This window comes from Saccharopolyspora sp. NPDC049357, from assembly GCF_040677225.1.
Taxonomy (GTDB): domain Bacteria; phylum Actinomycetota; class Actinomycetes; order Mycobacteriales; family Pseudonocardiaceae; genus Saccharopolyspora.
Genome location: NZ_JBFAQJ010000001.1, coordinates 72,394 through 96,913 on the forward strand (window position 1 = coordinate 72,394; position 24,520 = coordinate 96,913).

20 protein-coding genes are annotated in these 24,520 nt (G+C 69.6%); 6 read left to right on the forward strand and 14 right to left on the reverse strand.

Going from position 1 to position 24,520, the window contains the following annotated elements:
- Window positions 1-272 precede the first annotated feature (272 nt).
- The 3 genes from AB0J91_RS00340 to AB0J91_RS00350 all read right to left on the reverse strand — a co-directional run bounded on the left by AB0J91_RS00340 (window position 273) and on the right by AB0J91_RS00350 (window position 5,228).
- Window positions 273-1,892 carry a BCCT family transporter gene (locus tag AB0J91_RS00340; RefSeq protein WP_363862270.1) on the reverse strand — a complete coding sequence of 540 codons (1,620 nt, stop codon included), beginning with the start codon at window positions 1,890-1,892 and terminating at the stop codon, window positions 273-275.
- 839 nt (window positions 1,893-2,731) lie between these two features.
- On the reverse strand, window positions 2,732-3,973 hold the full coding sequence (locus AB0J91_RS00345; protein WP_363862273.1) for an FAD-dependent oxidoreductase: 1,242 nt from the start codon (window positions 3,971-3,973) through the stop codon (window positions 2,732-2,734).
- A 16-nt stretch (window positions 3,974-3,989) separates the two neighbouring features.
- Complete coding sequence (locus AB0J91_RS00350; protein ID WP_363862276.1) at window positions 3,990-5,228, reverse strand: MFS transporter; 1,239 nt, start codon at window positions 5,226-5,228, stop codon at window positions 3,990-3,992.
- 221 nt (window positions 5,229-5,449) lie between these two features.
- Between AB0J91_RS00350 and AB0J91_RS00355 the strand changes: the two genes are divergently transcribed.
- The 3 genes from AB0J91_RS00355 to AB0J91_RS00365 all read left to right on the forward strand — a co-directional run bounded on the left by AB0J91_RS00355 (window position 5,450) and on the right by AB0J91_RS00365 (window position 8,631).
- Window positions 5,450-6,322 carry a LysR family transcriptional regulator gene (locus AB0J91_RS00355; protein WP_363862279.1) on the forward strand — a complete coding sequence of 291 codons (873 nt, stop codon included), beginning with the start codon at window positions 5,450-5,452 and terminating at the stop codon, window positions 6,320-6,322.
- A 279-nt stretch (window positions 6,323-6,601) separates the two neighbouring features.
- Window positions 6,602-8,056: an MFS transporter gene (locus AB0J91_RS00360; protein WP_363862282.1), complete on the forward strand. Its 1,455-nt coding sequence runs from the start codon at window positions 6,602-6,604 to the stop codon at window positions 8,054-8,056.
- 83 nt (window positions 8,057-8,139) lie between these two features.
- On the forward strand, window positions 8,140-8,631 hold the full coding sequence (locus AB0J91_RS00365) for a helix-turn-helix domain-containing protein (RefSeq protein ID WP_363862285.1): 492 nt from the start codon (window positions 8,140-8,142) through the stop codon (window positions 8,629-8,631).
- A gap of 75 nt (window positions 8,632-8,706) precedes the next feature.
- Here the strand turns inward: AB0J91_RS00365 and AB0J91_RS00370 are convergent, their stop codons facing one another.
- From AB0J91_RS00370 to pdhA, 3 genes are read right to left on the reverse strand one after another with little or no spacing between them, the layout of a single operon-like run.
- Entirely contained in the window at window positions 8,707-9,996 is a 1,290-nt protein-coding gene (locus AB0J91_RS00370) for a dihydrolipoamide acetyltransferase family protein (protein ID WP_363862287.1), read from the reverse strand.
- A complete protein-coding gene (locus tag AB0J91_RS00375; RefSeq protein ID WP_363862289.1) occupies window positions 9,993-10,979 on the reverse strand; it encodes an alpha-ketoacid dehydrogenase subunit beta in 987 nt (328 codons plus the stop codon). The genes AB0J91_RS00370 and AB0J91_RS00375 overlap by 4 nt, the downstream gene beginning before the upstream one ends.
- Window positions 10,979-12,070, reverse strand: coding sequence for a pyruvate dehydrogenase (acetyl-transferring) E1 component subunit alpha (gene pdhA, locus AB0J91_RS00380; RefSeq protein WP_363862292.1), 1,092 nt, complete (start codon window positions 12,068-12,070; stop codon window positions 10,979-10,981). The genes AB0J91_RS00375 and pdhA overlap by 1 nt, the downstream gene beginning before the upstream one ends.
- Window positions 12,071-12,201: 131 nt before the next feature.
- Here pdhA and AB0J91_RS00385 point away from each other — a divergent pair, with 131 nt between their 5' ends.
- The gene (locus tag AB0J91_RS00385; RefSeq protein ID WP_363862295.1) at window positions 12,202-12,708 is read left to right on the forward strand and encodes an Lrp/AsnC family transcriptional regulator; all 507 of its coding nucleotides are present in this window, start codon (window positions 12,202-12,204) and stop codon (window positions 12,706-12,708) included.
- A 140-nt stretch (window positions 12,709-12,848) separates the two neighbouring features.
- Here AB0J91_RS00385 and AB0J91_RS00390 read toward each other — a convergent pair whose 3' ends face one another.
- The 4 genes from AB0J91_RS00390 to AB0J91_RS00405 form a co-directional block, all read right to left on the reverse strand.
- Window positions 12,849-13,613: an SDR family NAD(P)-dependent oxidoreductase gene (locus tag AB0J91_RS00390; protein WP_363862298.1), complete on the reverse strand. Its 765-nt coding sequence runs from the start codon at window positions 13,611-13,613 to the stop codon at window positions 12,849-12,851.
- A gap of 26 nt (window positions 13,614-13,639) precedes the next feature.
- A complete protein-coding gene (locus AB0J91_RS00395) occupies window positions 13,640-14,785 on the reverse strand; it encodes an acyl-CoA dehydrogenase family protein (protein ID WP_363862301.1) in 1,146 nt (381 codons plus the stop codon).
- A 29-nt stretch (window positions 14,786-14,814) separates the two neighbouring features.
- On the reverse strand, window positions 14,815-15,948 hold the full coding sequence (locus AB0J91_RS00400; protein ID WP_363862304.1) for an acetyl-CoA C-acyltransferase: 1,134 nt from the start codon (window positions 15,946-15,948) through the stop codon (window positions 14,815-14,817).
- A gap of 180 nt (window positions 15,949-16,128) precedes the next feature.
- Window positions 16,129-17,454: an MFS transporter gene (locus tag AB0J91_RS00405; protein ID WP_363862307.1), complete on the reverse strand. Its 1,326-nt coding sequence runs from the start codon at window positions 17,452-17,454 to the stop codon at window positions 16,129-16,131.
- A gap of 209 nt (window positions 17,455-17,663) precedes the next feature.
- Between AB0J91_RS00405 and AB0J91_RS00410 the strand changes: the two genes are divergently transcribed.
- The gene (locus AB0J91_RS00410; RefSeq protein ID WP_363862310.1) at window positions 17,664-18,551 is read left to right on the forward strand and encodes a LysR family transcriptional regulator; all 888 of its coding nucleotides are present in this window, start codon (window positions 17,664-17,666) and stop codon (window positions 18,549-18,551) included.
- Here AB0J91_RS00410 and AB0J91_RS00415 read toward each other — a convergent pair.
- Window positions 18,454-19,410 carry a LysR family transcriptional regulator gene (locus AB0J91_RS00415; RefSeq protein WP_363862313.1) on the reverse strand — a complete coding sequence of 319 codons (957 nt, stop codon included), beginning with the start codon at window positions 19,408-19,410 and terminating at the stop codon, window positions 18,454-18,456. The two genes, AB0J91_RS00410 and AB0J91_RS00415, sit on opposite strands and share 98 nt — an antisense overlap.
- A gap of 220 nt (window positions 19,411-19,630) precedes the next feature.
- Between AB0J91_RS00415 and AB0J91_RS00420 the strand changes: the two genes are divergently transcribed.
- Window positions 19,631-21,304: an AMP-binding protein gene (locus AB0J91_RS00420; RefSeq protein ID WP_363862316.1), complete on the forward strand. Its 1,674-nt coding sequence runs from the start codon at window positions 19,631-19,633 to the stop codon at window positions 21,302-21,304.
- A 10-nt stretch (window positions 21,305-21,314) separates the two neighbouring features.
- Here AB0J91_RS00420 and AB0J91_RS00425 read toward each other — a convergent pair whose 3' ends face one another.
- Genes AB0J91_RS00425 through AB0J91_RS00435 form a run of 3 tightly spaced genes read right to left on the reverse strand, consistent with a single transcriptional unit; the run spans window position 21,315 to window position 24,486 of the window.
- Window positions 21,315-22,076 (reverse strand): enoyl-CoA hydratase-related protein, encoded by a 762-nt coding sequence (locus tag AB0J91_RS00425; RefSeq protein WP_363862319.1) that lies wholly within the window; start codon window positions 22,074-22,076, stop codon window positions 21,315-21,317.
- On the reverse strand, window positions 22,073-23,221 hold the full coding sequence (locus AB0J91_RS00430) for an acyl-CoA dehydrogenase family protein (RefSeq protein ID WP_363862322.1): 1,149 nt from the start codon (window positions 23,219-23,221) through the stop codon (window positions 22,073-22,075). Before AB0J91_RS00430 ends, AB0J91_RS00425 begins: the two co-directional genes overlap by 4 nt.
- A 44-nt stretch (window positions 23,222-23,265) precedes the next feature.
- A complete protein-coding gene (locus tag AB0J91_RS00435) occupies window positions 23,266-24,486 on the reverse strand; it encodes a CaiB/BaiF CoA-transferase family protein (RefSeq protein ID WP_363862325.1) in 1,221 nt (406 codons plus the stop codon).
- Window positions 24,487-24,520: the final 34 nt, after the last annotated feature.

A 24,520-nucleotide genomic window follows, 5' to 3' on the forward strand; every position in this document is an offset into this window, starting at 1 on the left:
ACCTCCGCAACGCGGTCGTGCATTGCCACCTCGAGGGTTTCCACCAGCCGCCGGACGGGAAACAACCGGATTGACGACGGAGGATCAAGACGAGCCGGAGGCGAAGTCCAACCGCTGCGTGGAGCTGCATCGTCCGCACATGCTCGCCTAAGCTCCACCGCCCGGTACTGCGTCAATCCCTCAACGTGGATGTCGGCGAACGCGGCGGTGGCGGTACCGGCCGCCACCGCCGCATCTTCGAACTTCTCCTAATGGCGAGGGAACCGGCGAGATCATCGGTCCTCGGTCCGGGTCGGTTCCGCGCTCACCGCGGCGACCTCGACTTCCTGCGGGGGTTCCTCGGGCGCTGCGTGGGCACCGGAGACCGGCGCCCGGGCACTGGTGGGGCCGTGCTCGTCCCGGAGGGTCTTGTAGAAGGCCGCGCAGATGCCGACCAGGATGATCGCGAAGGGCGTCCCGGTGAGCACCGAGGCCTTCTGCAGCCCGTCGAGGCCACCGGAGACCAGCAGCACCGCCGCGACCCCGGCGAGCAGCACGCCCCACAGCTGCCGCACCCAGGTCTTGGGGTTCGGCTCGCCGCCCGTGGACAACTCGCCCAGCACCACCGTGCCCGCGTCGGCGCCCGCTACGAAGAACACCCACAGCACGATCAGCGTGATCACCGACATGATTCCGGCCATCGGGTACTGCTGGATGAACACGAACATCCCGGCCGCGGGGCTCTCCTGAACGGTCCGCGCGATATCACCGGCCAGACCGCTGCGCGCCAGCTGCAGCGCGGCGCCGCCGAACACCGCGATCCAGATCATGCTCACCAGGCTGGGCACCAGCACGGTGGCCGCGACGAACTCGCGGATCGTGCGACCGCGCGAGATGCGCGCCATGAACAGACCCACGTACGGGGCCCAGGCGATCCACCAGGACCAGTAGAAGACGGTCCAGCTGCCCATCCACCCGTTGTCCGGGCTGAAGGCGTCCAGCCGGAAGCTCATCGGCAGGATGTTGCCCAGGTAGTCGCCGAGGCCCTCGGTGAAGGCGTTGATCTGGGTGACGCTCGGGCCCACGACGACGTAGAAGATCAGCAGGACCGGGGCGATGAGCATGCTGATGTTCGACAGCCACTTGATGCCGTGCTCGATCCGCGTCGTCGCCGAACCCATGAACGCGGCCGTGGTCAGGGCCAGCACGATCAGCTGCACGACGATCCCGGTGGGCAACCCGAAGGTCTCGCCCAGTCCCGCGGTCATCTGCAGGCCTGCCTGACCCAGCGCCACGGCGATGCCGAACACCACCGCCAGCACCGCCAGCACGTCGATGACCTTGCCCAGCGGTCCGTCGACGCGATCGCCGAGCAGCGGCCGGAAGATCGCGCTGAGCAGCCCCCGCTCGTTCTTGCGGTGGGTGAAGTAGGCCACGGCCAGGCCGGCGACCGCGTAGATCGCCCACGGGTGCAGCGCCCAGTGGAAGAACGAGTACTGGATCGCCACCCCGGCGGCTTCGTCGCTGCCGGGCGGAGCGAGACCGAAGGGAACGTCGACGTAGTGCGACAGCGGTTCGGCCAGGCCCCAGAAGATGATCGCCGGACCCATCCCCGCCTGGAACATCATGGCGAACCAGGACAACCGGCCGAATTCCGGCTTGTCCCGATCCGCACCGAGCTTGATCCGCCCGTAGCCGCTCAGTCCGAGGTAGATGACGAACACGAGGAAAATGTTCGCGGTGAGCAGGAAGAACCAGCTCAAATCCGATACGACGTAGTCGAAGAGCTGAGTTGTCACGGTCCCGAACCCGTTGGGGTCCACCGCTCCCCACAAGACGACCAGCGCCGAAACGGCGATCGATACCGCGAAAACGGTATGATTCGTCGCACGTTTGTTTTGCGATGTTTTCATTTTGAAACCCTGATTCACCAGCTTGGAGAACTTCGGCACGAGCGGAATGCATCGCCACTCCCGCGTGGGGAACGACGAGTTTCGACGGGTGTGATGAACCTCCTCACAGGACGCCCGCACAGGGCGTCGCCGGCCGTCGATGCGCCGGCATCACGATTTCATCCTGCGCCGCTGACTCAAGCTCGGCGCGGCCCGCGCCGGAAGCGATGTGACACATCCTGCACCGTGGCAGCAGGACCTCTTTCGTTGTGTGCTTCCGCAGAGGTTCTCAGCTGTGCACCGCTCGATCAAACAGATCGGGGAAATCTGGCTAGACGAATTTTGAAAGGCTCCGATAAAGAGCCTCTATCAGCGCTGCAAGTCGGCGGTCCCATGCCGATTTCAGGCACCATGCGCTCGCCGCGCAGAACCGTCCCCCGCAACCCAGCACGAGCGACGAGCTCCCGGTGACGGACGCAACCGCTTCCGAGAGTTGCCGTTCACCGCCGAACGCGATTTGCTGGCGAGTTCGGTTCACCCGGTGGCCAGGACCTTTCGGCGATGTCGTCCTCAAAGGACACTCGACCGGTGATTGTGGTTCGGTGGTCGTGGAAGTTCGGCGCTCACGCGGCCCGAGCCGCTCCGGCGGGTCCTGCATGAGCCGAGAAGGACGTCAACCCGTCCGGCCGCTGGGCCACCTGCTCGACGGCGTAGTCGTTGAGCAGGTGGCCCGGTCAACCACCTTCGCGGTTTCGTGGATCGACTGAATTTCGTTCGGCAGCAAGTAAAGAGCAGTTCTTTCGATCCGGAACCCGTCCATGATGCGCCTGGTGGCGGAGAAGTGGCGGGTTGTCGGTGTTTCAGCTCGGCAGCCGGGCGCCCTGGCGGTCGAGTTCGCCTCGCACTGCGGTGTTCTCGACGTCACCGTCACGGGCGATGAAGGCCGCGGCGACGCCTGCGGCCTGCCCGGTGGCGAAAGCGGTTCCCATGACTCGCAGGGACGCTCCGGCGCCGCGGTCACCGTCGACGGTGCGCCCACCGGCGACCAGGTTCTGCGTGTTGCGGCTGCGCAGCACGCCGAGCGGGATCCCGTAGTAGCCGGGGTCGGCGATGTAGTTCCACTCCACGGGCAGTCCCGGGCCGGGGTGGGACTCGATCGGCCAGGCGCCCACCGCCACTGCCTCCTCCACCGGTCCGGGCTGCAGGACGTCCTTCTCGGTCAGCTGCTCCCGGCCCACGAGGTGGCGGGACTCCCGGGTGCCCAGTTCGGGCCCGGTGCTGACTATGTAGGCGTTGCCGCAGCCCGGCAGACCGCGGACGACTGCGAGGTACGCCTGCGCCTGCTGCCGGGCGCTGCGCTCCGCGCGACTCGTCTCAGCGGCATCGCGCGCGTCGTACCCCTCATCGGCGAGATAGGTGATCAGGTCCCCGGACACCGGCATCCGCGCGATGAGGCCCGTCTCACCGGTGAGGCCCTGGGCGCCGTCCTCCTTGGCCGCCCGCACAGCCGCGGCGAGCGCGTCGCGCGTGACCGGCGCATCGGCGGGAATGCCGCCGAAGCGAACGCCGAGCGTGCCGTTGAGAACCCACCCGTCGTTGCCGTAGCGGACCTCCGCGCCGCCGTGGTGGGCCAGGTCCGCCTCGCCGGTGGCGTCGACGAACGCCGCGGCCGCGTGCTCGTGCACCCCGGAGTGGTCGGCCACCCGCACCGCGGTGATCCGGTCGTCCTCCCGCTCGGCTTCGAGGAGGTGGGAGTGCAGCAGCACGTCGACGCCCGCGTCGTGGCACAGCTGGTCCGCGACGCGCTTGACGGCTTCCGGGTCGAATACGACCGCGACCGCCTTGAACCGCTGCGGCTCGGTCACCGCGCCCAGTTCTCTCAGCCCGGCGAGCATCTCCTCGGCAACTCCGAACGTGACCTGCCTGCGGTCTTCGGTGTGCAGTCCGCAGTAGGTCACCACGTTCCGCAGCGTGGCCGCTCCGCCGAGGCAGGGGCCGCGGTCGATCAGCAGCGTGCGCGACCCCGCGCGGGAGGCTCCGATCGCGGCCGCGATGCCCGCGGAACCGCCTCCTGCGACGATGACGTCGTAGTTCTCGATCACCCTTGGATTTCCTTTCCTACCGGGCGGCGGCTTCGGTCTTGACCGCGGACATCGGTTCGGTCGACCGGTTTTCCCGGACGCCGAGCATGAGCACCATGCCAAGCAGCGGACCGGCGGCTAGGGTGGCGAAGGCCAGGAAGAACGACTGCGTCGCCTGGAACACCGCACCGAGCACGACCGGAACGATCGTGCTGCCCAGCTGCCAGAACGCGTTCGTGGCCCCGGCGGCGGAGCCCGCGAGCCGCACTCCGGCGAGCTTGGGGATCAGCGCGACCATCAGCGGGCTGTAGCCGTAGGCCGCGACTCCGAGCAGCGGTGCCATCCAGAGGAATCCGGTCAGGCTATCTCGGGTTCCGAAGCCCAGCAGCGCCACGACGAAGGCGCCGAGCACGATGGCGGTGGGGATTCTCCGTCTGTCGCCGAATACGTCGGAGACCAGGCCCATGAGGGGTTTGGCGACGCTCGCCGCGATTCCGAAGATCACGACCACGATTCCGGCCTGCACCGCGGAGATGTGACTTCCCTTGACCATCAACGCGTTGGACCACGTGATGAACCCGTACGTGCCCCACAGGCCACCGAAACCGGCCAGTCCGAGCAACCACAGGTCGCGGTTGCGGGCCAGCGGACGCAGGTTCGGCACCTCCCGCGGTGCGCTGGTGGCCTGCGTGCCGTTGCGGAGCAGCGCGAAGCACAGAACCGCGACGACCATCGATGCGGCACCGAACACGTGGTAGGAGGTGCGCCACCCGGAGGCGGCGATGAGGCTCGGCACGACCGCGTTGGCGATCACGGCACCCAGCGAGGTGGCCGTCATGAACACGCCCATGGCGAATCCGCGGTCCTGGGACGGGAACCACTGCGAGATCAGCTTGACCCCGGCGGAGTAGTCGCATCCCGCGAACACGCCGACCGCGGCTTGGAAGGCGATACCCGTGGCCATCGAGTCGGTTTCGCCGAACAGGACCATGAAACCGCCTGCGGCGAACAGCGAGCAGCCGATCACCACGCGGGGTCCGAGCCAGTCGGTCAGCACCCCGCCCGCGGCGTTGGAGATGACGTAGCCGACGTAGTACCCGGTGGCGAAGACACCGAGTCCGGCGAGGGAGACACCCAGGTGTTCGCCGACCGACACCGAGGCCGGCCCCCAGGTCGACCGATCCACCGCGGTCATGGTGAACGCCGCCCAGGACAGGGCGAGCACCACCCAGCGGTACGGCCGCCGGTCGATGACCGGCTCCGAGGTGAGACTCATCGTTGAGGCCCCTTCTTCGACACTGCGACACCTGCCTGTCAGACATGCCCGGTGCCGCGTGCGGCGATTGGTCACGCGGCCCGTCCGCACGCCGGGACTGCGTAAGATCGAGGTAGAACTCCGACTGCAGATGAGTAGACCGCGTTCGCGCGGAGCCGTCCAATACCCGTTGTCAAGACATGCCATGCCTGCCAGGCATGGCATGGAGAGTGAGGAGACCGATGGAGCTGCGCCACCTCCGGTACTTCGTCGCGGTCGCGGCGGAAGGGTCCCTCACCCAGGCGGCGGAGCGGCTGCACCTCACCCAGCCGTCGCTGAGCCGGCAGATCCGCCAGCTCGAGAGCGACATCGGCGCGGCCTTGTTCGAGCGCAACGCGGCAGGCACGTCGCTGACCCCTGCCGGGGTGGCGCTGCACCGGCACGCGTTGCTGCTGCTGCGCCTCGCCGACGCCGCGCCCGACATGGCGCGCTCCGCGACGAGCCACACCCGCGAAGTCGTGCACATCGGCGTCCCACCGGGCTTGCCGGAGAGGTGGCTGCTCGACGTCCTGGCCGCGCTGGAGACCGAGGTCCCGCACGCCTCGATCACGTTGATCGAGGCCGGCAGCTCCGAGCAGCTGCGGATGATCCGCGAGGGCCACCTCGACATCGGGATGGTCCGCGAACAACCGGCCGGCAAACTGCGCGGCACAGTGCTGTTCGAGGTGCCCTTCGGCGTCGCCGCGCGCCCCGGGCACCCCCTCGCCTCGGGAACGACCTGCAGGATGCAGGACTTGGACAACCTGCGCGTCCTCGCCCACGGCCGGCAGCAGGTCCCCGTCGTCGACGACCGGCTCGTCATGGCGGCGCACGCCGCGGGCGCGGTGCCGCTCTGGCAGTTCACCCAGTTCTCCGAACACGCCCTGGCCTGCGCCGAAGCGGTCAAGGCCGATGCGGTGCTGCTGGTCGAGCACTCCGCACACCGGCTGCTGCCGGACTGGCCCTGGCTACCGCTCACCGAGCCGGAGCTGCCCCTGGTCACGTGGCTGGCCTGGCCCGCCGAGACCCGCGCCGTCGTCCGCGACATCGCCCGCGTCATCCCTCAGCGGAACTGAAGCCCGCTGCGCGAACCCATGCCCCTTTGAGCCCCAGCTGCGTCCGCGAGAGACGCCCGTGCATGAAATCGCAGCAACTGCAACGTATCGCGGTCTCGGAGTTGCATTTCGTCGCCGCTGCGGAAGCCCGCGCTTCACGCCTGCTCCAGATCCACACCAGACCAGGACACGCGCGGAGAACGGCGCCGGCATCTCGAAGCCCCGCACAGACCACGCACTGACTATAGTCGGATATAGTCAGCCTTGCCCACATCCCCTGGCACTGTGAGACGAGGCGTCATGACCGCCAGCACCGGCACGTCGTCGCGAATCGCGGAGCGCCCCGGAGTGGTCCTGTTCGTGGCGTCCGCGGCGGTGTTCCTGGCGAGCCTGGACCTGTTCATCGTCAACATCGCGTTCCCGGACATCCGGCTGGCGTTTCCCGGCAGCAGCCTGGCCACCTTGTCCTGGGTCCTCAACGGCTACACCGTCGCGTTCGCCGCCCTGCTCGCGCCGGCGGGTCGCCTGGCCGACCGGTACGGCCGCCGGCTCGTCTTCCTCATCGGCCTCGCGGTGTTCACCGTCGGCTCCGCCGCATGCGCCTTCGCTCCTTCGATCCCGCTGCTCGTGGCCTTCCGGGTGCTGCAGGCCGTAGGCGCGGCGCTGGTCATGCCGACCTCGCTGGCGCTGTTGCTGTCCGCGTTCCCACCGGCACGCCGCGCAACCGCGGTGAGCACCTGGGCCGCGGTCGGCGGCGTGGCCGCAGCGCTGGGGCCACCGCTGGGCGGTCTGCTCCTGGAACTCTCGTGGCGCTGGGTGTTCCTGGTCAACATCCCGGTCGGGCTGCTCGCCCTGCTCATCGGTCCCCGCGTGCTCAAGGAGAGCCGCGACACCGGCTCCGGGGTGCCGGATCTGCTCGGCGCGGTCGGCCTGGCGGCCGGCGTGGGTGCGCTGGCGTGGGCTCTGGTCTCGGGCACCGACCACGGTTGGAACAACCCCAGCGTGATCATCGGTTTCGCGGTGGCGGCGCTCAGCCTGCTGTCGGTGACGCTGAGGTCGAAGCGGCACCCCGTTCCGGTTCTGGACCTGCCCTCGCTGCGCGTGCCGACCCTGTGTTTGGCGTGCCTGGCGATGCTGCTCTTCACGGCGGCGTTCGCGAGCATGCTGTTCGGCAACGTGCTGTTCCTGACCGGGCTGTGGGGCGAACCCGCGATCATCGCCGGGCTCTGGCTCTCCCCCGGCCCCGTGATGATGGTGCTGGTGTCGCTGACCCTCGGCGGTCGCCTCACCAGCCGACTGGGGCCGGGGGCGACGGCAGCGCTCGGCAGCCTGCTGTTCGCCATCGGCGCCGCGATCTGGCTGTCCAGGCTCGGCCCGTCGCCGGACTACGCAGGCGGCTTGCTGCCCGGGCAGCTGTTCACCGGCGCGGGAGTCGGGCTGGTCATGCCCAGCCTCTCCGGCGTGGTCGGTCAGGTGCTGGCGCCGGAACGATGGGGCGCAGGCTCCTCGATGATCAACACCGCGCGGCAGATCGGCGCGGTGCTCGGCACGGCGGTGCTGGTCGTCCTCTACGACGGGACCCCCGACCTCGACGCCTTCCGCCGCGGCTGGCTCTTCCTCATCGCCGCGACGCTGGCCAGCGCCGCGGCAGGATGCGCGATCGCCGCCCGCCGGAACTCCCACGACAACTACGAGCCCTCCGAGGAACACGTGCCGACCACCTCCGCGGGCACTCGCTCCCCCACGCAGCGATGACCCTGCAACGCCGGGAGCCATCCAGGACGTCGTGCCCTCGTCGGCTGGCTCTACCGTCGCAGAGCCAGCGGTAACCTGGAGGCATGGCGATGAAGTTGGGCGGGCCGCTCGCGGACCGCGACGAGTGGCGGGCCACGCACTGTTCGGTCGACCTCGCCCTGTCCGTGGTCGGCACGCGAACGGCCATGCTGCTGCTGCGCGAGGCCTTCTACGGCACCACCCGGTTCCACGACTTCGCCAACCGGGTCGGCATCACCGACGCGGCGGCGGCCGGCAGGCTCAAGGAGCTGGCCGACATCGGCGTGTTCGAGAAGCGGCCCTACCGCGAGGAAGGTCAGCGCACCCGCTACGAGTACCTCCTCACCGACATGGGACGGGCGCTGCTGCCCACCCTGCTGGCGCTGATGCAGTGGGGCGACACCTACCTGCAGGACGACGGAGGTCCGCTGCGGGTGGTCGAGGAGAGCACCGGCGAACCCGTGCGCGTCCAGGTGTGCGGCCCGGACGGTTCTGAGGTCCCGCCCGAGGACTTGTGCGTCCTGCCGGCCCGACGTTCCCGCAGCCGCACGCGTTAGCTCCTCCGGTGCTGCTGAAGCTCGACCCCGGCGGAGCCGACCGGCTCACGCGATGACCTCCCCGACCGGCAGTACTCAGAGGTCGGCCAGTGCGGAGATCGGGTCTTCGATGGCGTCGGCGACGAAGCGGAGGAAACCTCCTGCGGTGCCGCCGTCGCAGACCCGGTGGTCGAAGACGAGTGAGAGCTGGACGATCTGCCGCGGGACGAGATCCCCGTTCACCACCCACGGCCGCGGCAGGATGCGTCCCACGCCCAGGATCGCGACCTCGGGGTGGTTGATGATCGCCGCGCTGCCGTCCACGCCGAGCACCCCGTAGTTGTTCAACGTGAACGAGCCACAGCTGAGCTCGGTCGGCGTGGCCGACCCGTCCCGAGCCGCCGCGGTGATCCGGCGGATCTCGCCGTCCAGTCCGCGCATGCCGAAGAGGTGAGCTCGACGCACCGCGGGGACGACGAGACCGCGCTCGGTCTGCGCCGCGATTCCCAGGTTGACCCCCTCGATGTGCACGATCTCGCCGCGGTCGGTGTCAACCCGGGCGTTCAGCTCGGGGAAGCGGGTCAGACCGGCGACGACGAATCGGGCCACCATCGCCAAGATGCCCGGAGCTTCGGCGGATTCGCCGAGCGAGGATCGCAACTCCAGCAGGGCGGTGGCGTCGACGTCGACCCAGGTCGTGGCTTCGGGGATCTCGGTACGGCTGCGGGTGAGCGTGTCGGCCACCGACTTGCGCAGTCCCGTCAGCGGCACCCGATTCCCGATCGTCAGGCCGGTGCGCGGGTCGCTTCCGGTGTCGTCCGCAGGAGCCTCCCGCACCTGCGCGGCAGGGCGCTGCGCGAGGGATTCGACGTCGCGCCGGGTGATGAGACCGCCGGGCCCGGTTCCGGTCAGCTCAGCGAGGTTCACGCCGCGCTGGCGTGCCAGCCGCCGGACGATCGGAGACTGCACGGCCGGACGGTGCGGTTCCTGCGCGGCAGGGGCCGGTGCGGGTTTGCGCCGACGGCGGCGGCCGGAAGGCCGGTTCCCGGTGGTGCCGTAGCCGATGAGCACGTTGCCCGAGCCCGCGCGCTCCTCGTCCACGTAGGCCTCAGCTTCCGGCGAAACCCGTGCGGTGTCACCACCATCATCGGAGCGCACGGTGATCAGCGGTTCGCCCACGTTCACGACGTCGCCTTCGGAGCCGTGCAGGACTGCGACGACTCCGGCGTGCGGGGACGGGACCTCGACGCCGGCCTTGGCGGTTTCCACCTCGGCCACGGGTGCGTCGACGGCGATCACGTCGCCGACCTTCACCAACCAGCGCAGCAGCGCGGCTTCGGTGAGCCCTTCCCCCAGATCGGGCAGGTTGAAGACGTTCTCGCTCACGCGGTCTCCTCCCACTGCAGGTCCTCGACGGCATCGAGGACGCGGTCGACGCCGGGCAGGTGGTGCTGCTCGAGCTTCGGCGCCGGGTACGGGATGTCGAACCCGGTCACCCGGCGCACCGGCGCCTCCAGGTGGTGGAAGCACCGTTCCCCGACGCGGGCGGCGATCTCCGAGGCCACCGAGGCGAATCCCGCGGCCTCGGCGATGACGACGGCACGTCCGGTGCGACGCACCTCGGCGCACACGGTCTCGTCGTCGAACGGCACGATCGAGCGCAGGTCGACCACGCCCAGGTCGAACCCCTCTGCCCTGGCCTGCTCGGCAGCGGCGAGCGCCACCGGCACCGAGGGGCCGTAGGCGATCAGCGTGGCGTGACGACCGGGACGGCGAACGACCGCTCGACCGATCGGCGGCACCATTGCGGTGAAGTCGACCTCCTCCTTGCTGAAGTAGTGCTTCTTCGGTTCCAGGAACACCACCGGATCCGGGCTCTCGATCGCCGCGCGCAGCAGACCGTAGGAATCGGCGTTGGTCGCCGGGGCGACGACCGTGAGACCCGCCGTGTGCGCGTAGTAGGCCTCCGAGGAATCGCAGTGGTGCTCGACCCCGCCGATGCCGCCCGCGTAGGGAACGCGGATCACCATCGGCAGCCGCAGCCTCCCCTTCGTTCGGTTCCCGAGCTTGGCCACGTGGCTGACGATCTGCTCGAAGGCGGGATAGGCGAAGGCGTCGAACTGCATCTCCACCACGGGCCGCAGCCCGTTCATGGCCATCCCGACCGCCGTGCCGACGATGCCCGACTCGGCCAGCGGGGTGTCGAAGCACCGCTGGTCGCCGAAATCCCGCGTGAGCCCGTCGGTCACGCGGAAGACGCCGCCGAGCGGGCCGACGTCCTCACCGAACACGACCACCGACTCGTCGGCACTCATCGCGTCCCGCAACGCGGTGTTGATGGCCGCGGCCATCGTGATCTTGTCGGCCATCACGCCTCCTGTCCCTCGAGTTCGGCGCGCAGCAGCGCGTGCTGCTCCCGCAGCTGAGGCGTCGGGGTCGCGTAGACGTGAGCGAACAGCTCGTCGGGATCCACCTCCGACTCCGCCGAGACACCCGACCGGACCCGCGCGGCCATCTCCTCGACCGCCTCGGCGATCTCGGCCTCCCGCACCTCGTCCAGCGCTCCGGTCCCGACCAGGTGGGAACGCAGCCTCGTCAGGGGGTCACGACGCTCCCAGTCCGACACCTCGTCGTCGCTGCGGTACCGGGTCGCGTCATCGGCGTTGGTGTGCGGCTCCATCCGGTAGGTGTCGGCTTCGACCAGCACCGGCCCCTCCCCCTCCCGGGCCCGGCGCACGGCAGCGCGCAGCACCGCCATCACCGCGGGGAGATCGTTGCCGTCCACCCGCACTCCCGGCATGCCGTAGCCGACCGCCTTGGCCGCCAGCGAGGGCGCCACCGACTGCCGGGCGAGCGGCACGGAGATCGCGTACTTGTTGTTCTGCACGAAGAACACGACCGGTGCGCGGAACACGGCGGCGAAGTTGCACGCCTCGTGGAAGTCGCCCTCGCTGGTCGCCCCGTCCCCGCACAGCGCCATCACCACGGTGTCCTCGCCCTTGAACCGGGCGGCGTGGCCCACGCCCACCGCGTGCAGCAGCTGCGTCGCCAGCGGCGTGGCCTGCGGAGCCACCCGGGTCTCGACCGGGTCGTACCCGCAGTGCCAGTCGCCGCGCAGCATCGTCAGGACCTCGACCGGGTCCACTCCGCGCGCGGCGATGGCCGCCGTGTCCCGATAGGTCGGGAACAACCAATCCTGTTCGGCCAGCACCGAGGCGCAGGCGACCTGGGAGGCCTCTTGGCCGCGCGAGGACGGGTACACCGCCAGCGCGCCCTGGCGGACCAGTGCGCTCGCCTGCTCGTTGAGCCGACGGGCGAACACCAGCGCGCGGTAGCCGGTGAGCAGCTCGTCAGCGGTCGGCAGCCCGCCCGGGACGATCGGCTCACCACGCTCGTCGAGGACCCGGAACACCTCGTCGACCGGGCCCGAGAGGAGATCTGTGTCAGCGATGGACGACATGCGCAGAAGTCTTCCAACCAACCGAACGGTCGGGTAGTTTTCAGCGTGGATCGGAGACGTCCGGCCCAGATCGGACGAGAAGCCGGACATGTGGTCAGGCCGGCCGCCCTCTCGCAGCGGGAAGGAGACGAATGGCCAAGTTCGACGACGTGGACGGTCGCATCGTGGCCGCTCTGGAACGAGACAGCAGGCTCTCCATCCGCGCCCTGGCCGAGCAGGTCAACATCTCCCGCGCGAACGCCTACAAGCGCCTGCAGCAACTCGCCGAGTCCGGCACCATCACCGGGTTCACCATCACAGTGGAGCCGACGCGGATCGGCCTGAGCACCTCGGCCTACGTCGCGCTGTCCATCCGCCAGAACTCGTGGCGCACCATCCGCGAGCACCTGCGCCGAATCCCCGAGGTCTGGCACATGGCGTTGCTGGCCGCCGAATTCGACGTCCTGCTGCTGGTCCGAGCGGCCGACAACGACGCCCTGCGCACCCTCGTCCTCGAACGCCTGCAGGAAATCCCCGGCGTCCTGTCCACGCGAACCTGGCTGATCTTCGACGATGCCGCCAACACCGAGAGCCAGGAGTTCACAGGACTGCGGGAGACAACGGCTCCGCGCTGGACCGGCGGGCCCCCGGACCCCTGAGCACCAGATTCCGAAAGTGCTCGTCAGTCGGCGAAAAGGCACCGCGCACGTTGATTCCGCTGCACCCCGATGATCGGTTCAGATGTAGTGATCCACACCGAGCCCGTGTCACCCGTTCCCGATCTCCCCGTGCCCCACACCTAGCGCGGGGTCATCCGGATGGCCCCGTCGAGGCGGATGGTTTCGCCGTTGAGGTAGCCGTTCTCGAGGATGGTGCAGGCGAGGTGGCCGAACTCGTCGGTGCGGCCGAGGCGGGACGGGTTGGGCACGGTGCTCTCGAGCGACGCGCGCACGTCATCGCGCAACCGGGCCAGCAGCGGGGTGTCCATCACCCCCGGCGCGATGGTGCACACGCGGATCGACTTGCTCGCGAGATCGCGCGCTGCGGTCAGGGTCATGCCCACGATCCCCGCCTTCGACGCCGTGTACGGGATCTGACCGATCTGCCCCTCGTAGGCGGCCACTGACGCGGTCAACACGATCGCGCCGCGTTCGCCGTCGACCACGTCATGGCGGGCCATCCGCGCGGCCCCGAGGCGCAAGGCGTTGAACGAACCGATCAGGTTGAGCTTGATCACCCACTCGAAGTCCTCCAGCGATCCGGGATTCCCGTCCCGGTCCAGCAGTCGGACCTTGCGGCTCGCACCGGCGCAGTGCACGATCCCGCGCAGCGCACCGTGCTCGTCGGCGGCGTCGAGCGCGGCGGCGAACTGCTCGGTGTCGGTGACGTCCGCCGCGACGAACCGGGCCGCCTCCCCGAGTTCCTTCGCGATCTCCGGTCCGTCGGAGATCGGCAGGTCGATGATCGTCACCTTGCCACCGGCTTCGACCAACCGGCGAGCCGTGGCCAGCCCCAGCCCCGACGCGCCGCCCGTGACGGCGGTGGACGTTCCTTCCAGGCGCATGCGGAAATCCCCTTCTCGTGCGCTGCTCACAGCCCCAACGACTTGCTGATGATCGTCTTGAGCACCTCGGTCGTTCCGCCGTAGATCCGGCTGACCCGGGCGTCGGCGTACAGTCGGCCGATCGGGTACTCCCGGATGTATCCGTAGCCGCCGTGCAGTTGCAGGCACCGGTCGATCACCCGTCCCTGCAGTTCGGTGCAGAAGATCTTCACCTTCGCCGCGTCGGCGGCCGACAGCTCCCCGGCGTCGTGCTCGGCCAGCGCCCGGTCCAGCATCGAACGTCCGGCCTCGATGTCCGTCGCGCAGGAGGCGAGTTCGAACTTGGTGTTCTGGAAGGAGGACACGGTGATGCCGAACGCCGAGCGCTCCTGCACGTACTCCAGCGTCGTCGTCAGCGCGGCCTCGGCCGCTGCTTGGGCGCCCACCGCGATGCCCAGGCGCTCCTGGGGGAGGTTGCCCGTGAGGTAGTCGAAGGCCTTGCCCTCCTCGCCGAGCAGGTTGCCCACCGGAACGCGGACGTCGTCGAAGAACAGTTCCGCCGTGTCCTGCGTTCTCAGCCCGATCTTGTCGAGGTTGCGACCCCGCGTGAACCCGGGCATGTCACGTTCGACGACGAGCAGCGAAAGGCCGCCCCGGCGGTTCTCCGCGGTACTCGTGCGGGCGACGACGATCACCAGATCGGCGTTGATGCCGCCGGTGATGAAGGTCTTCGCTCCGTTCAGCACGAAGTGGTCGCCGTCCTTCTCGGCAGCGGTCGCCATCGCCGCCAGGTCGGATCCGGTGCCGGGCTCGGTCATCGCGATCGAGGCCATCAGCTCGCCGCCGGCAAGGCCGGGAAGCCAGCGCCGCTTCTGCTCCTCGTCGCAGTAGGCGAGGAAGTACGGCAGCACGACGTTCAAGTGCACGCTCAGACCGCCGAGGTTGACGTAGGCCCTGGCGGTCTCCTCCGCCCACACCGCGGAGTACAGGAAGCTGTCGATTCCTGCCCCGCCGTACTCCTCCGGCACCTGGATCCCCAGAACGCCGAGCTCGCCGATCCTGGTGAAGATCTCCCGCGGCACGAGGCCGGCCGCTTCCCAGTCGGGGAACTGCGGCACGACCTCCTTGGTGAGGAACTCGCGCGCCGTCTCGCGGAAGGCGTCGTGCTCCGCGCCGTAGATCGTCCTTCTCATGGTGGAGCCCCTCGTGGATGACCGGAGGTTCAGAGCAGTTCGAGAACTGTGGCGTTGGCCATGCCACCCGCTTCGCACATCGTCTGCAGGCCGTACCGCAGGCCCTGGTTGTTCATGTGGTGCAGCAGCCGGGTCATCAGCACCGCACCCGAGCCACCCAGCGGATGCCCCACCGCGATGGCACCGCCGAGCGGGTTGAGCCGTTCGGCAGGTGCCCCGGTTTCCGCTCGCCAAGCCAGGGGAACGGGCGCGAAGGCCTCGTTCACCTCGAACGCGCCGATGTCGTCGATGCTCAGGCCGGACTTCTTCAGCGCTTTGGCGGTGGCCGCGATCGGTGCGGTGAGCATCATGACCGGGTCGTCGCCGGCCAGCGCGACGGTGTGCACCCGCGCGATCGGCCGAAGTCCGCGGGATGCGGCCGTCTCCGATGAGGTGATCAGCAGGGCGCCCGCGCCGTCGGAGATCTGGGACGAGTTGCCCGCCGTGATCACGCCGTCCTCGCGGAAGGCCGTCCGCAGCCCGGCCAGCGTTTCGACCGACGAGCCGCGCCGGATCCCCTCGTCGCTCCGAAGCCCACCGGCGACGGGCACCAGCTGCCCGTCGAGCACCCCGGAGTCGACCGCCGCGGCCGCTCTCGCGTGCGACCGGCACGCGTACTCGTCGAGCTGCTGCCGCGACAACCCCCACTTGGCGGCCATCATCTCCGCGCCGATGCCCTGGTTGAAGCCACCCACGCCGTAGCGCTCGAGGACGGAGGCCGGATGTGGTTCGCCGCCTTGCGCTGCGGATCCCATCGGCACCCGGCTCATCGATTCCACGCCACCGGCGATCGCGAACTCGTAGTGCCCAGCGGCGATACCCGCGGCGGCGAAGTGCACGGCCTGCTGGCTGGAGCCGCAGCGGCGGTCGACCACCGTGCTGGGAACGGATTCGGGCCACCCCGCGGCGAGCACGGCGAGACGGCCGACGCTGCCGGCCTGGTCACCGACCTGGCTGACGCAACCCCAGATGACGTCGTCGATCTCGGCCGGCTCCACCTCGGTCCGCTCGACGAGCGAGGTGAGCACCCGGGCCGACAGGTCGACCGGATGAATGTCCGCGAGCGCTCCGTTGCGCTTGCCGACCGGTGTGCGAACAGCATCGACGATGACCGCATCCCTCATGCGAGTGCCTCCTTCGCTCCCCGTGAATCCTTCTCGCCGCTCACCATCCGCACAAAGACCGAGTGCGGAACGGCCCGATAGCCGCGACCTATGGGTGCCCGGTCCGGGAACGCGTCGCGGGCGCTGAACGCCCGGCGCCACGCGGCGAACCGCGCCGAGGCGTCCATCCCGCTCCCGCCGTCAGTCGACGTTCGTCGCAGCGGCCCGCTCACCCATCAGGCGGGCCTTGTCCCGCTCCGGGTTGACCGCCAGGAGCGCGATCGTTCCGCCGATGAGAGCGATGATCCCGAAGATCTGGAAGGCGAGCGCGTAGCCGTCCGCAGCGGACGCGGCGCCGTCGACGATCAGCCCGGTCAGGTAGGGACCGAGCAGCCCGCCCGTCGACATGATCGCCATGAAGACGCCGAGGGTGCCCGCGAGCTGCTGCGGCGGGACGATTTCCGAGATCGCCGAGTTGAACAACGGGAAGATGCTGGCGCCGAACGCGTATCCGACCGACACGACCGCTACCGCGACCCAGGGGGTGTCGAGGAGGGGCAACGTGGTCATCGCCGCACCGCAGATCACCAGACCGGCCGAGGGGAGCAGGCCGCGCAGCACCCGCGAGGTCGCACCGCGGGCGATCAGCCGATCACTGGTGAACGACAGGGCGAACATCAGCACCAGGCTCGCGATGCTGGGAAAGCCGAACATCGACCCGGCCTGCACCGCTGAGTAGCCGAGGCCGACCTCGAAGTAGGACGGGAGCCAGGTCAGCACGACGGTCACCAGCGCGTACATCGCGAAGATCGCAGCAGCCCCACCGAGGAAGCTCGGGGTCAGGATGATCCGCCGCCAGGGGACGTCGGGCGTTCCACCACCGGGCTGCTTGCTCGCCTTCTCCTCGCCGTACGGGCCGACCTTCCAGGACGGCAGCCAGATCGCGCACCACGCCACTCCGGCGACGGCCAGGGCGAGGAACGCCGCCCGCCAGCCGAATTCGGCGACCACGAGGGCCAGGACGGGTGCCACCGCGATCTTCGCGATGGAGGCCGCGCCGGTGATGCAGGCCGAGGGCAGCCCGCGCTTCTCACGGGGGTGCCACGAGTACGTGCCGGTGTGGATCAGCGCCGAGGACGGCCCCTCGGTGAAGCCGAGGAACATGCGGCTGAACAGCAGCACGGCGAAGGTCGCTGCGAAGACCGTCGGGAGCATCGCCACAGCCCAGCCGAGGGAGAGCAGCACCATCGACCACTTGAGGGTCGTGTACTTGTCCAGCAGTCCCGCGAAGAACCCGCCGACGGTGAAGGTCAGGAAGAACGCGCTGCCGACCAGGCCGATCTGCGACGCCGACAGTCCGAGCTCCTTGGCCAGCGGCTGCGCGACGATGCCCAGGACCGCCTTGTCCGCCCAGTTGACGACGTAGAGCAGGACCAGGAGCCCCGTGAGCCCCCAAGCCTTTCCCCTGGTTCCTCCACCTGGGTCCGACACCTCGGCGGTCAGAGCTGATGGGCTGGGTGTTGACATGTCTCGGTCCCTTCGAGGCAGCGATCTCGCAGGTGGCGGAGGATTGCGCACCCGGGGGTGCGTGTTTTCGGCGAAACGCCCGTTGTCCTGTGCAGCACGCTGAGTGACCTGGGTCACCAGGTCAAAGACCGGTGGTGGAACCGTGGGAGTGGCACTGCCTATATCCGCAGGTCGGTCGCACCGAACTCCGTCGCGGTTAGGGTGAGATCGTGCACCTGCAACAGGTCGAGTACTTCCTCGCGGTCGTGGACAACGACGGCCTCAACGCAGCTTCGACCTCGCTCGGCGTGGCTCAGCCCACGGTTTCGCAGGCCATCCGCGGGCTCGAGCGCGAGCTCGACGTCGAACTGTTCCACCGGATCGGTCGCGGCATGGTGCTGACCTCAGCGGGCCACGCCCTGGTCGGGCCGGCTCGCAGGATGCTGCGCACCGTCGTCACCGCGGAGGGATCGCTGGCCGACTCCTCCGGGAAGCCGCGCGGGCGGCTGGACATCCTCGCGCTGGCCGCCCTCTCGGTAGAACCCGTGGCAACGCTGGTCGCTTCGTTCCGGCAGAGGTTCCCCGGGATCTCGGTGCGCATCGGAACCCTGCACGACGAGACCTCGGCACCGTCGCTGGTCCGAGACGGCCACTGCGAGATCGTGGTGACCCACCTGCCGGTCCTCGACAACGCTGATCTCACCGTGGATGAACTCGGCGTGCAGGACTGGTGGCTGGTCTGCCCGCCCGGCTCCGACGTACCGCCCGACGACCCGCTGCCGCTGTCAGCGCTGCCCGACGTTCCGCACGTGATCGTCCCGCGCGGCGGCTCCCACGCCGGGCACATCGAATCCGCGGTCGTCCGGGCGGGCGGAGTGATCCGGCCGACGGTGATCATCCAGCATCGGGAGGCGCGGCTTCCGCTCGTCTTCAACGGGGTGGGGGCGACTTTCCTCGAACGATCGATGGCCGAAGACGCAGCGCGACGGGGAGCCGTCGTGCGTCAGACCGAACCGGGCCTCAGCGGCGCTTACGGTCTCGTGTACGAACCTTCGGGCCTGTCTCCTGCCGGCCGGGCGTTCGTGGAACTCGCTCGCGAGAACGCTCCACTCGGATGATCTCGGCGACGTCGAGGAAGGCCGCGGCGGCCGGGGAGAGCGGACCTCGGCGGAACAGCAACCCGATGGTGCGCTCGATCGACGGTGTCAAGGAGCGCACCACCACGCCGTGCAGCTGGGTTTCAGCGATCTGGCGGGGAAGGAACGTCGCGCCGGCTCCGCGCATGACCAGATCCCAGATCGCCTGCCGATGCGCGCATTCGACCGCGACGTTGCCGACCGCCTGCGCCAACCGGTGATCGATGAGCGGAACGCCGCCCGCGTCGGACACCTCGAGCACCAGCGGGATCGCGGCGATCGCTTCGATCGGCACCGGATCGGGAAGGTCGGCTGCCAGCGCGGGCGGGAGAACGAGGGTGATCTCCTGCTCCAGCAGTTCGCGGGAGCGCAGCGCCTCATCGCCCTTCACCGGAAGCTCCACCAGGCCGAACTCGGCCTTCCCCCGCCGGACCTGGCTCACGACCCCGGCAGGGCTCCCGGGATCCAGGACGTTGACCAGGACGTCGGGATGACGGCTCAGCAGCCCGCTGGTCAGCTCCGCCAACGGGTCCACCGCCAGCGTCGAGACGGTGGCGATCTCCAACCGGCCGGCGGCGAGGTCGTGCACGGACCGAACTTTGGCCTTGGCGCCCTCCGCAGCGATCAGGATGTTGCGCGCGGGCCCCGCGAAAGCCTCCCCGTCCGAGCTCAAGGTGAGCTGGCGGCCGGATCGGTCGAAGAGCTCCACACCGAGCTCCCGTTCGAGCGTGCGGATCGCCTGGGACAGCGAAGGCTGCGCGATGTACAGCGCCTGAGCGGCCCTGGTGATCCCGCCGTGGTCGACCACGGCGAGGAAGTACCTGACGAGGCGCAGATCCACTCGACGGACGATACGCTCGCTCAACGGGCTTGTCACCTGCGCATATAGGTTTCGATGATGGAACCGTGCGGGGCTTTGTCTTTGCCCCTGGCCGAGTCGCGGTGGTGGAATCCGATTCTTGCTGCGCCAGAACCGAACCGAGGCGCCCGACTCGGAGAACTGGTCACTCGCGGGCAGAAATCAGCCGGCATCGACACGTGGGCCGCAGAGGGGATCACCGATGAACGCGTACTGGCCGGAGGGAATGCCGACCTCGATCGACTACCCGGACCTGACGCTGCCGGACCTCAACGCCGCCGCGGCGAAGCTCTACGGCGACCGGGTCGCCGTGATCGACGGGGATGAACGGCTCACGTTCGCGCAGCTGCACGAGCGGGCGGCCGCGCTCGCCAACGCCCTGCGGGCCGCGGGCGTCGCCGAAGGCGACGTGGTCCAGCTGCACCTGGCGAACAGCATCTGGTTCCCCATCGGCTACTTCGGTGCGCTGCTCGCCGGCGCGGCCGTGTCCCTCTCGAACCCGCTGGAGCCGGCTCCGGGTCTGCGCAGGCAGCTTCGCGACACCGGCGCCACGGCCGTCGTGACCCACCCGGCACACGCGGCGGTCCTGCGCGAGGCCCGAACCGGCACTTCCGTCCGGACGGTCCTGGTGGCACCACCGACCGCTTGCGCCCCCTCGGACGAGCCGATGCCGGTGGGAGAGGGGATCGTTCCGGTACCGGAGTTCGTGGCCGGGCACTCCGCGGTACCGCCCGCGGTCGCGGTGACCGGGGAAGACGTCGCCCACCTCGCCTACACCGGCGGCACGACCGGCGTCGCCAAGGGCGTCCGCGTGCTGCACCGCAACGTCGTGGCCAACGCCGCCCAGATGACCGCTTGGCGCGCAGCGCACCTGGTCACCGCCGATGGCCGGGAGTGCGAACTGCGCGCGATCGACGGCGTTCCCGAGGGCGGCGTGCGACCGGGCGAGGGTGTTTCCATCGTGGTGTCACCGCTTTTCCACGCGCACGCCCTGATCAACATGAACTTCCTGCTCCTGTGCGGCACCACCCTCGTGCTGACCGGACGCTTCTCACCGGAGCGGCTGCTCGAGTCCATCGAGCGGCACCGCGCCACCTACATCACCGGCAGCCCCGCGATGTGGCACCAGATCCTGGACTGCCCCGCTCTGGAGAAGTACGACCTGTCCTCCACCGCGGCGCTCTCGTCCGGCGCTGCACCGATCGATCAGGCCACGCTGGAAGGTCTGCAAGCCGCGTTCCCCTCCGCTGTGGTCTCGGAGGGGTACGGCCTCACCGAGGCGACCTGCTTGGTTACCGCGTCCCCGCTGCTGCGCGACGCCGAGCGCAAGCACGGCAGCGTCGGCCTGCCCGTGGTGGACACGGAGGTGGAGGTGCGCGCTCCCGGTGAGGGCACCAGCGTGCTGCCACCGAACGAGGTCGGCGAGCTGTGGGTGCGCGGACCGCAGGTGACCGGCGGCTACCTCGATCACCCCGAGGCGACCGCCGAGCAATTCGTCGGCGGATGGCTCCGCACCGGTGATCTCGGCTACCGGGACGAGGACGGGTTCGTCTTCATCGCCGGCCGGGCCAAGGAGATGCTGATCTACAAGGGCTACAACGTCTATCCCCGCGAACTCGAAGAGCTGCTGCACACCCATCCCGACATCAGCGCGGCCGCGGTCGTGGGTCGATCAGATCCCTCGGTCGGCGAGGAACCCGTCGCCTTCGTCGTCCCGCGCAACGGCGCGGTGCTCGACACCGATCAGGTCAAGGCGTTCGTCGCCGAACGAGTCCTCCCCTACAAGAAGATCCGCGACATCGAAGTCGTCGACGCGCTGCCCACCTCCGCCGCGGGAAAGATCAAGAAGGCGGAGCTGCGCAAGCTGCTGACATGACGCCTCGACCTCAGGCGTTCCGGAAGTCCGGGGGGCGGCGTTCGAGGAAGGCCGCTCGCCCCTCGGCGAACTGCGGTCCGCCCAGCAGGTCGACCTGCGTGTCCGCTTCGGCCGCCAGCAGGCCTTCGAGGCTCTGGTCGGGCTGCGCCAGCAGGCGGCGCACCCCGGCGATCATGGGCGCCGACGAGTCCGCCAGCGCGGTCGCGGTGACGGTCGCCGCTTCGAGCGCGGCACCGTTGTCGACGAGCGTCTCCACCAAGCCGATGCGTTCGGCTTCCGCCGCGTCGAAGGTGCGCGCGGTCAGCAGCAGTTCCCGGGTCCTGCCCCGCCCCACTCGCAGCGGCAGCGTGTAGGACAGCCCGGTGTCGGGGGCCAGCCCGATCTTCGCGAAGGACGTCGAGAAGGTCGCCGAGCGGCCCGCGACGACGACGTCGCAGGCAGCAGCCAGGGCGAGGCCGAGGCCGAAGGCACCGCCCTCGACTGCGGCGACGATGGGACGCTCGCCGGTGACCATCTGGCGCGCCACGGCGTTGACGACTTCGAGCCGCCTGCGTGCGATCTCCCGGTCCTGTGACATCGACCGGATGTCCCCGCCGGCGCAGAAGACCGTTCCCGCGCCGGTGAGCACGATGGCCCGGGCCTCGCGGTCGGCGGCCTTGAGCGCGTCGAGCAGTTCGAGCCGGTCGTCGAGGTCGAGCGCGTTGCGGCGCGCGGGCCGGTCGATGGTGAGGACGCGGACGGGCCCGCGGTCCTCGACGACGACGGCGCTCATGCCTCGAACCCCTTGATCATCTGCTTGGCGATGATCAGTTTCTGGATCTCGCTGGTCCCCTCGTAGAGCCGGAACAGCCGTGCGTCGCGGTAGAACCGCTCGACCGGCACCTCGCGCATGTAACCGAGGCCGCCGTGGACCTGCACGGCGCGATCGGCGATCCGGTCGACCGCCTCGGCGCAGAAGAGCTTGCACATCGAGGGAGCCAGCCGGCGATCGCTGCCGTCGTCCCAGCTGCGGGCCGCCTCGAGCACCATCGCCCGCCCCGCGTAGGCCTCGGTGCGGCTGTCCGCGAGCATCGCCTGGACCAGCTGGAACTCGGCGAGCTTCTGCCCGCCCTGGCCGTTCGTCGTGGCGTGGCGCAGGCTCTCATCGATGAGCCGGTCCGCCAGACCGACGGTGAGAGCGGCGATGTGCAGCCGTCCCTTCGCCAGGGAGCGCATCGCGGCCGAAAAGCCCTCGCCCTCGACCTCGCCGATGAGGTTCTCGGCCGGGACCCGGACGTCGTCGAAGAAGATCTCGGACGTCACGGCACCGCGCTGCCCCATCTTGTGGTCCTTCGGGCCGATCCTGACTCCGTCGGCACCGGTCGGCACGACGAAGACCGAGATGTTGCGCGCCCCCTCGCTCACGTCGCCGGTGCGGGCGAAGACCATCAGCAGGTCGGCCCAGATCGCGTTGGTGATGAACCGCTTCTGGCCGTTGATCACGTAGTCGTCACCATCGCGCGCGGCGCGGGTGGTCAGCCCGCTCGGGTCCGAGCCGGCCTCCGGTTCGGTGAGCGCGAACGACGCGATCTGCTCACCGCCGGCCAGCGCCGGCAGGTAGGCGTCCTTCTGGCGCTCCGTACCGCAGTTGACCAGCACCTGACCCGCGATGCCGTTGTTGGTGCCGAACATCGAGCGGAACGAGGGCGTCGTCCACCCCAGCTCCATCGCCAGCCGCACCTCCTCCGACATGCTGAAGCCGAGTCCGCCGTACTCCTCGGGGATGGCGTAGCCGAACAGCCCCATCTCCGCGGCCTTCCGGCGCAGCCGTTCCGGGATCTTGTCGGTCTCCTCGATCTCGTCCTCCGCGGCGACGACCTCCTTGCGGACGAACGCGCGAACGGCCTCGAGGACCGAGGTGAACTCGTCGGGTTCCATGGCAGAAGCTCCTAGGGCGGTGGGTGGTCGGCGGATCGGCGAGGTCACGAGGTGGGGTCGGGTCCGGCGGCCGGACGGCCGACCACGCCGGAGCCGGCGAGCCGGTCGCGGGTGTCGAGGTCGATGCCGAGCTCGCCGAGCACCCCGTCCGTGTGCTCGCCGAGCTCGGGGATGTCACCCATCTTCAGCTCGACGTCGCGGAAAGTCATCGGGGGCAGCACGGCTCGCACCGGACCCGCCGGCGTCGCCACCTCGCGCCACCGGTCGCGGGACGCGAGCTGGGCGTGGTCGACCAACCCGGCCATGTCGTTGACCTGGGCGGCCGGGACCCCGGCCGCGGCGAGCCGGGTGTCGAGCTCGGCCGTGGTGAAGCGCCGGGTCTGCTCCGCCACGACGGCGTCGCACTCCTGCCGGTGCCGGACCCGCAGCGGGTTGGTGACCAGCCGCGGATGTCCGGCGAGGTCCGGCCGTTCGAAGACCTCGGTGACCAGCGCCCGCCAGCCCCGGTCGTTCTGGACGCCGATCAGGATCTCACCGTCGAGGGTCGGGTACGCGTCGTACGGCGCGATGGAGGCGTGGCTGAGCCCCATCCGCGGGATCTGCCGACCGCCGTACATCTGCATGTACATCGGGTGGCCGAGCCACTCGACGGTGGCGTCGAACATGGAGATGTCGACGACGCCACCGCGTCCGGTGCGCTCACGCCGGAACAGCGCCGCCACGACGGCCTGAGCGGTGTAGAGACCCGCGGCGATGTCGGCGGAGGGAACACCGGTCTTGGTCGCGGTTTCCGGCGTGCCCGTGACCGAGATCAGGCCGGACTCGGCCTGGATCAGCATGTCGTAGGCCTTCCGGTCGCTCAGCGGCCCGTCGGTGCCGTAGCCGGAGATTCCCGCGACCACCAGGCGCGGGTGCCGGGCCGCGAGCTCGTCGGCGCCCAGGCCGAGGCGCTCGGCCGCGCCGGGTGCCGCGTTCTGCAGGAACACGTCCGCCTCCGCCACCAGACGGCGCGCGATGTCGGCGCCCTCCGCGGACTTGAGGTCCAGGGCCACGGACTCCTTGCCGCGGTTGAGCCACACGAAGTGCGACGCCAGGCCGTGCACGGCGTGGTCGTAGTTGCGGGCGAAGTCGCCTTCCCCGACCCGTTCCAGCTTGATGATCCGCGCTCCGAGGTCGGCGAGGTGACGAGTCGCGAGCGGCGCCGCGACGGCCTGCTCCAGGGCGACCACGGTGATGCCCTCGAGCGGGAGGAGGTCGGTGCTCATGACCGCAAGCATGGCCTCGGCCGCTTATGCCCGT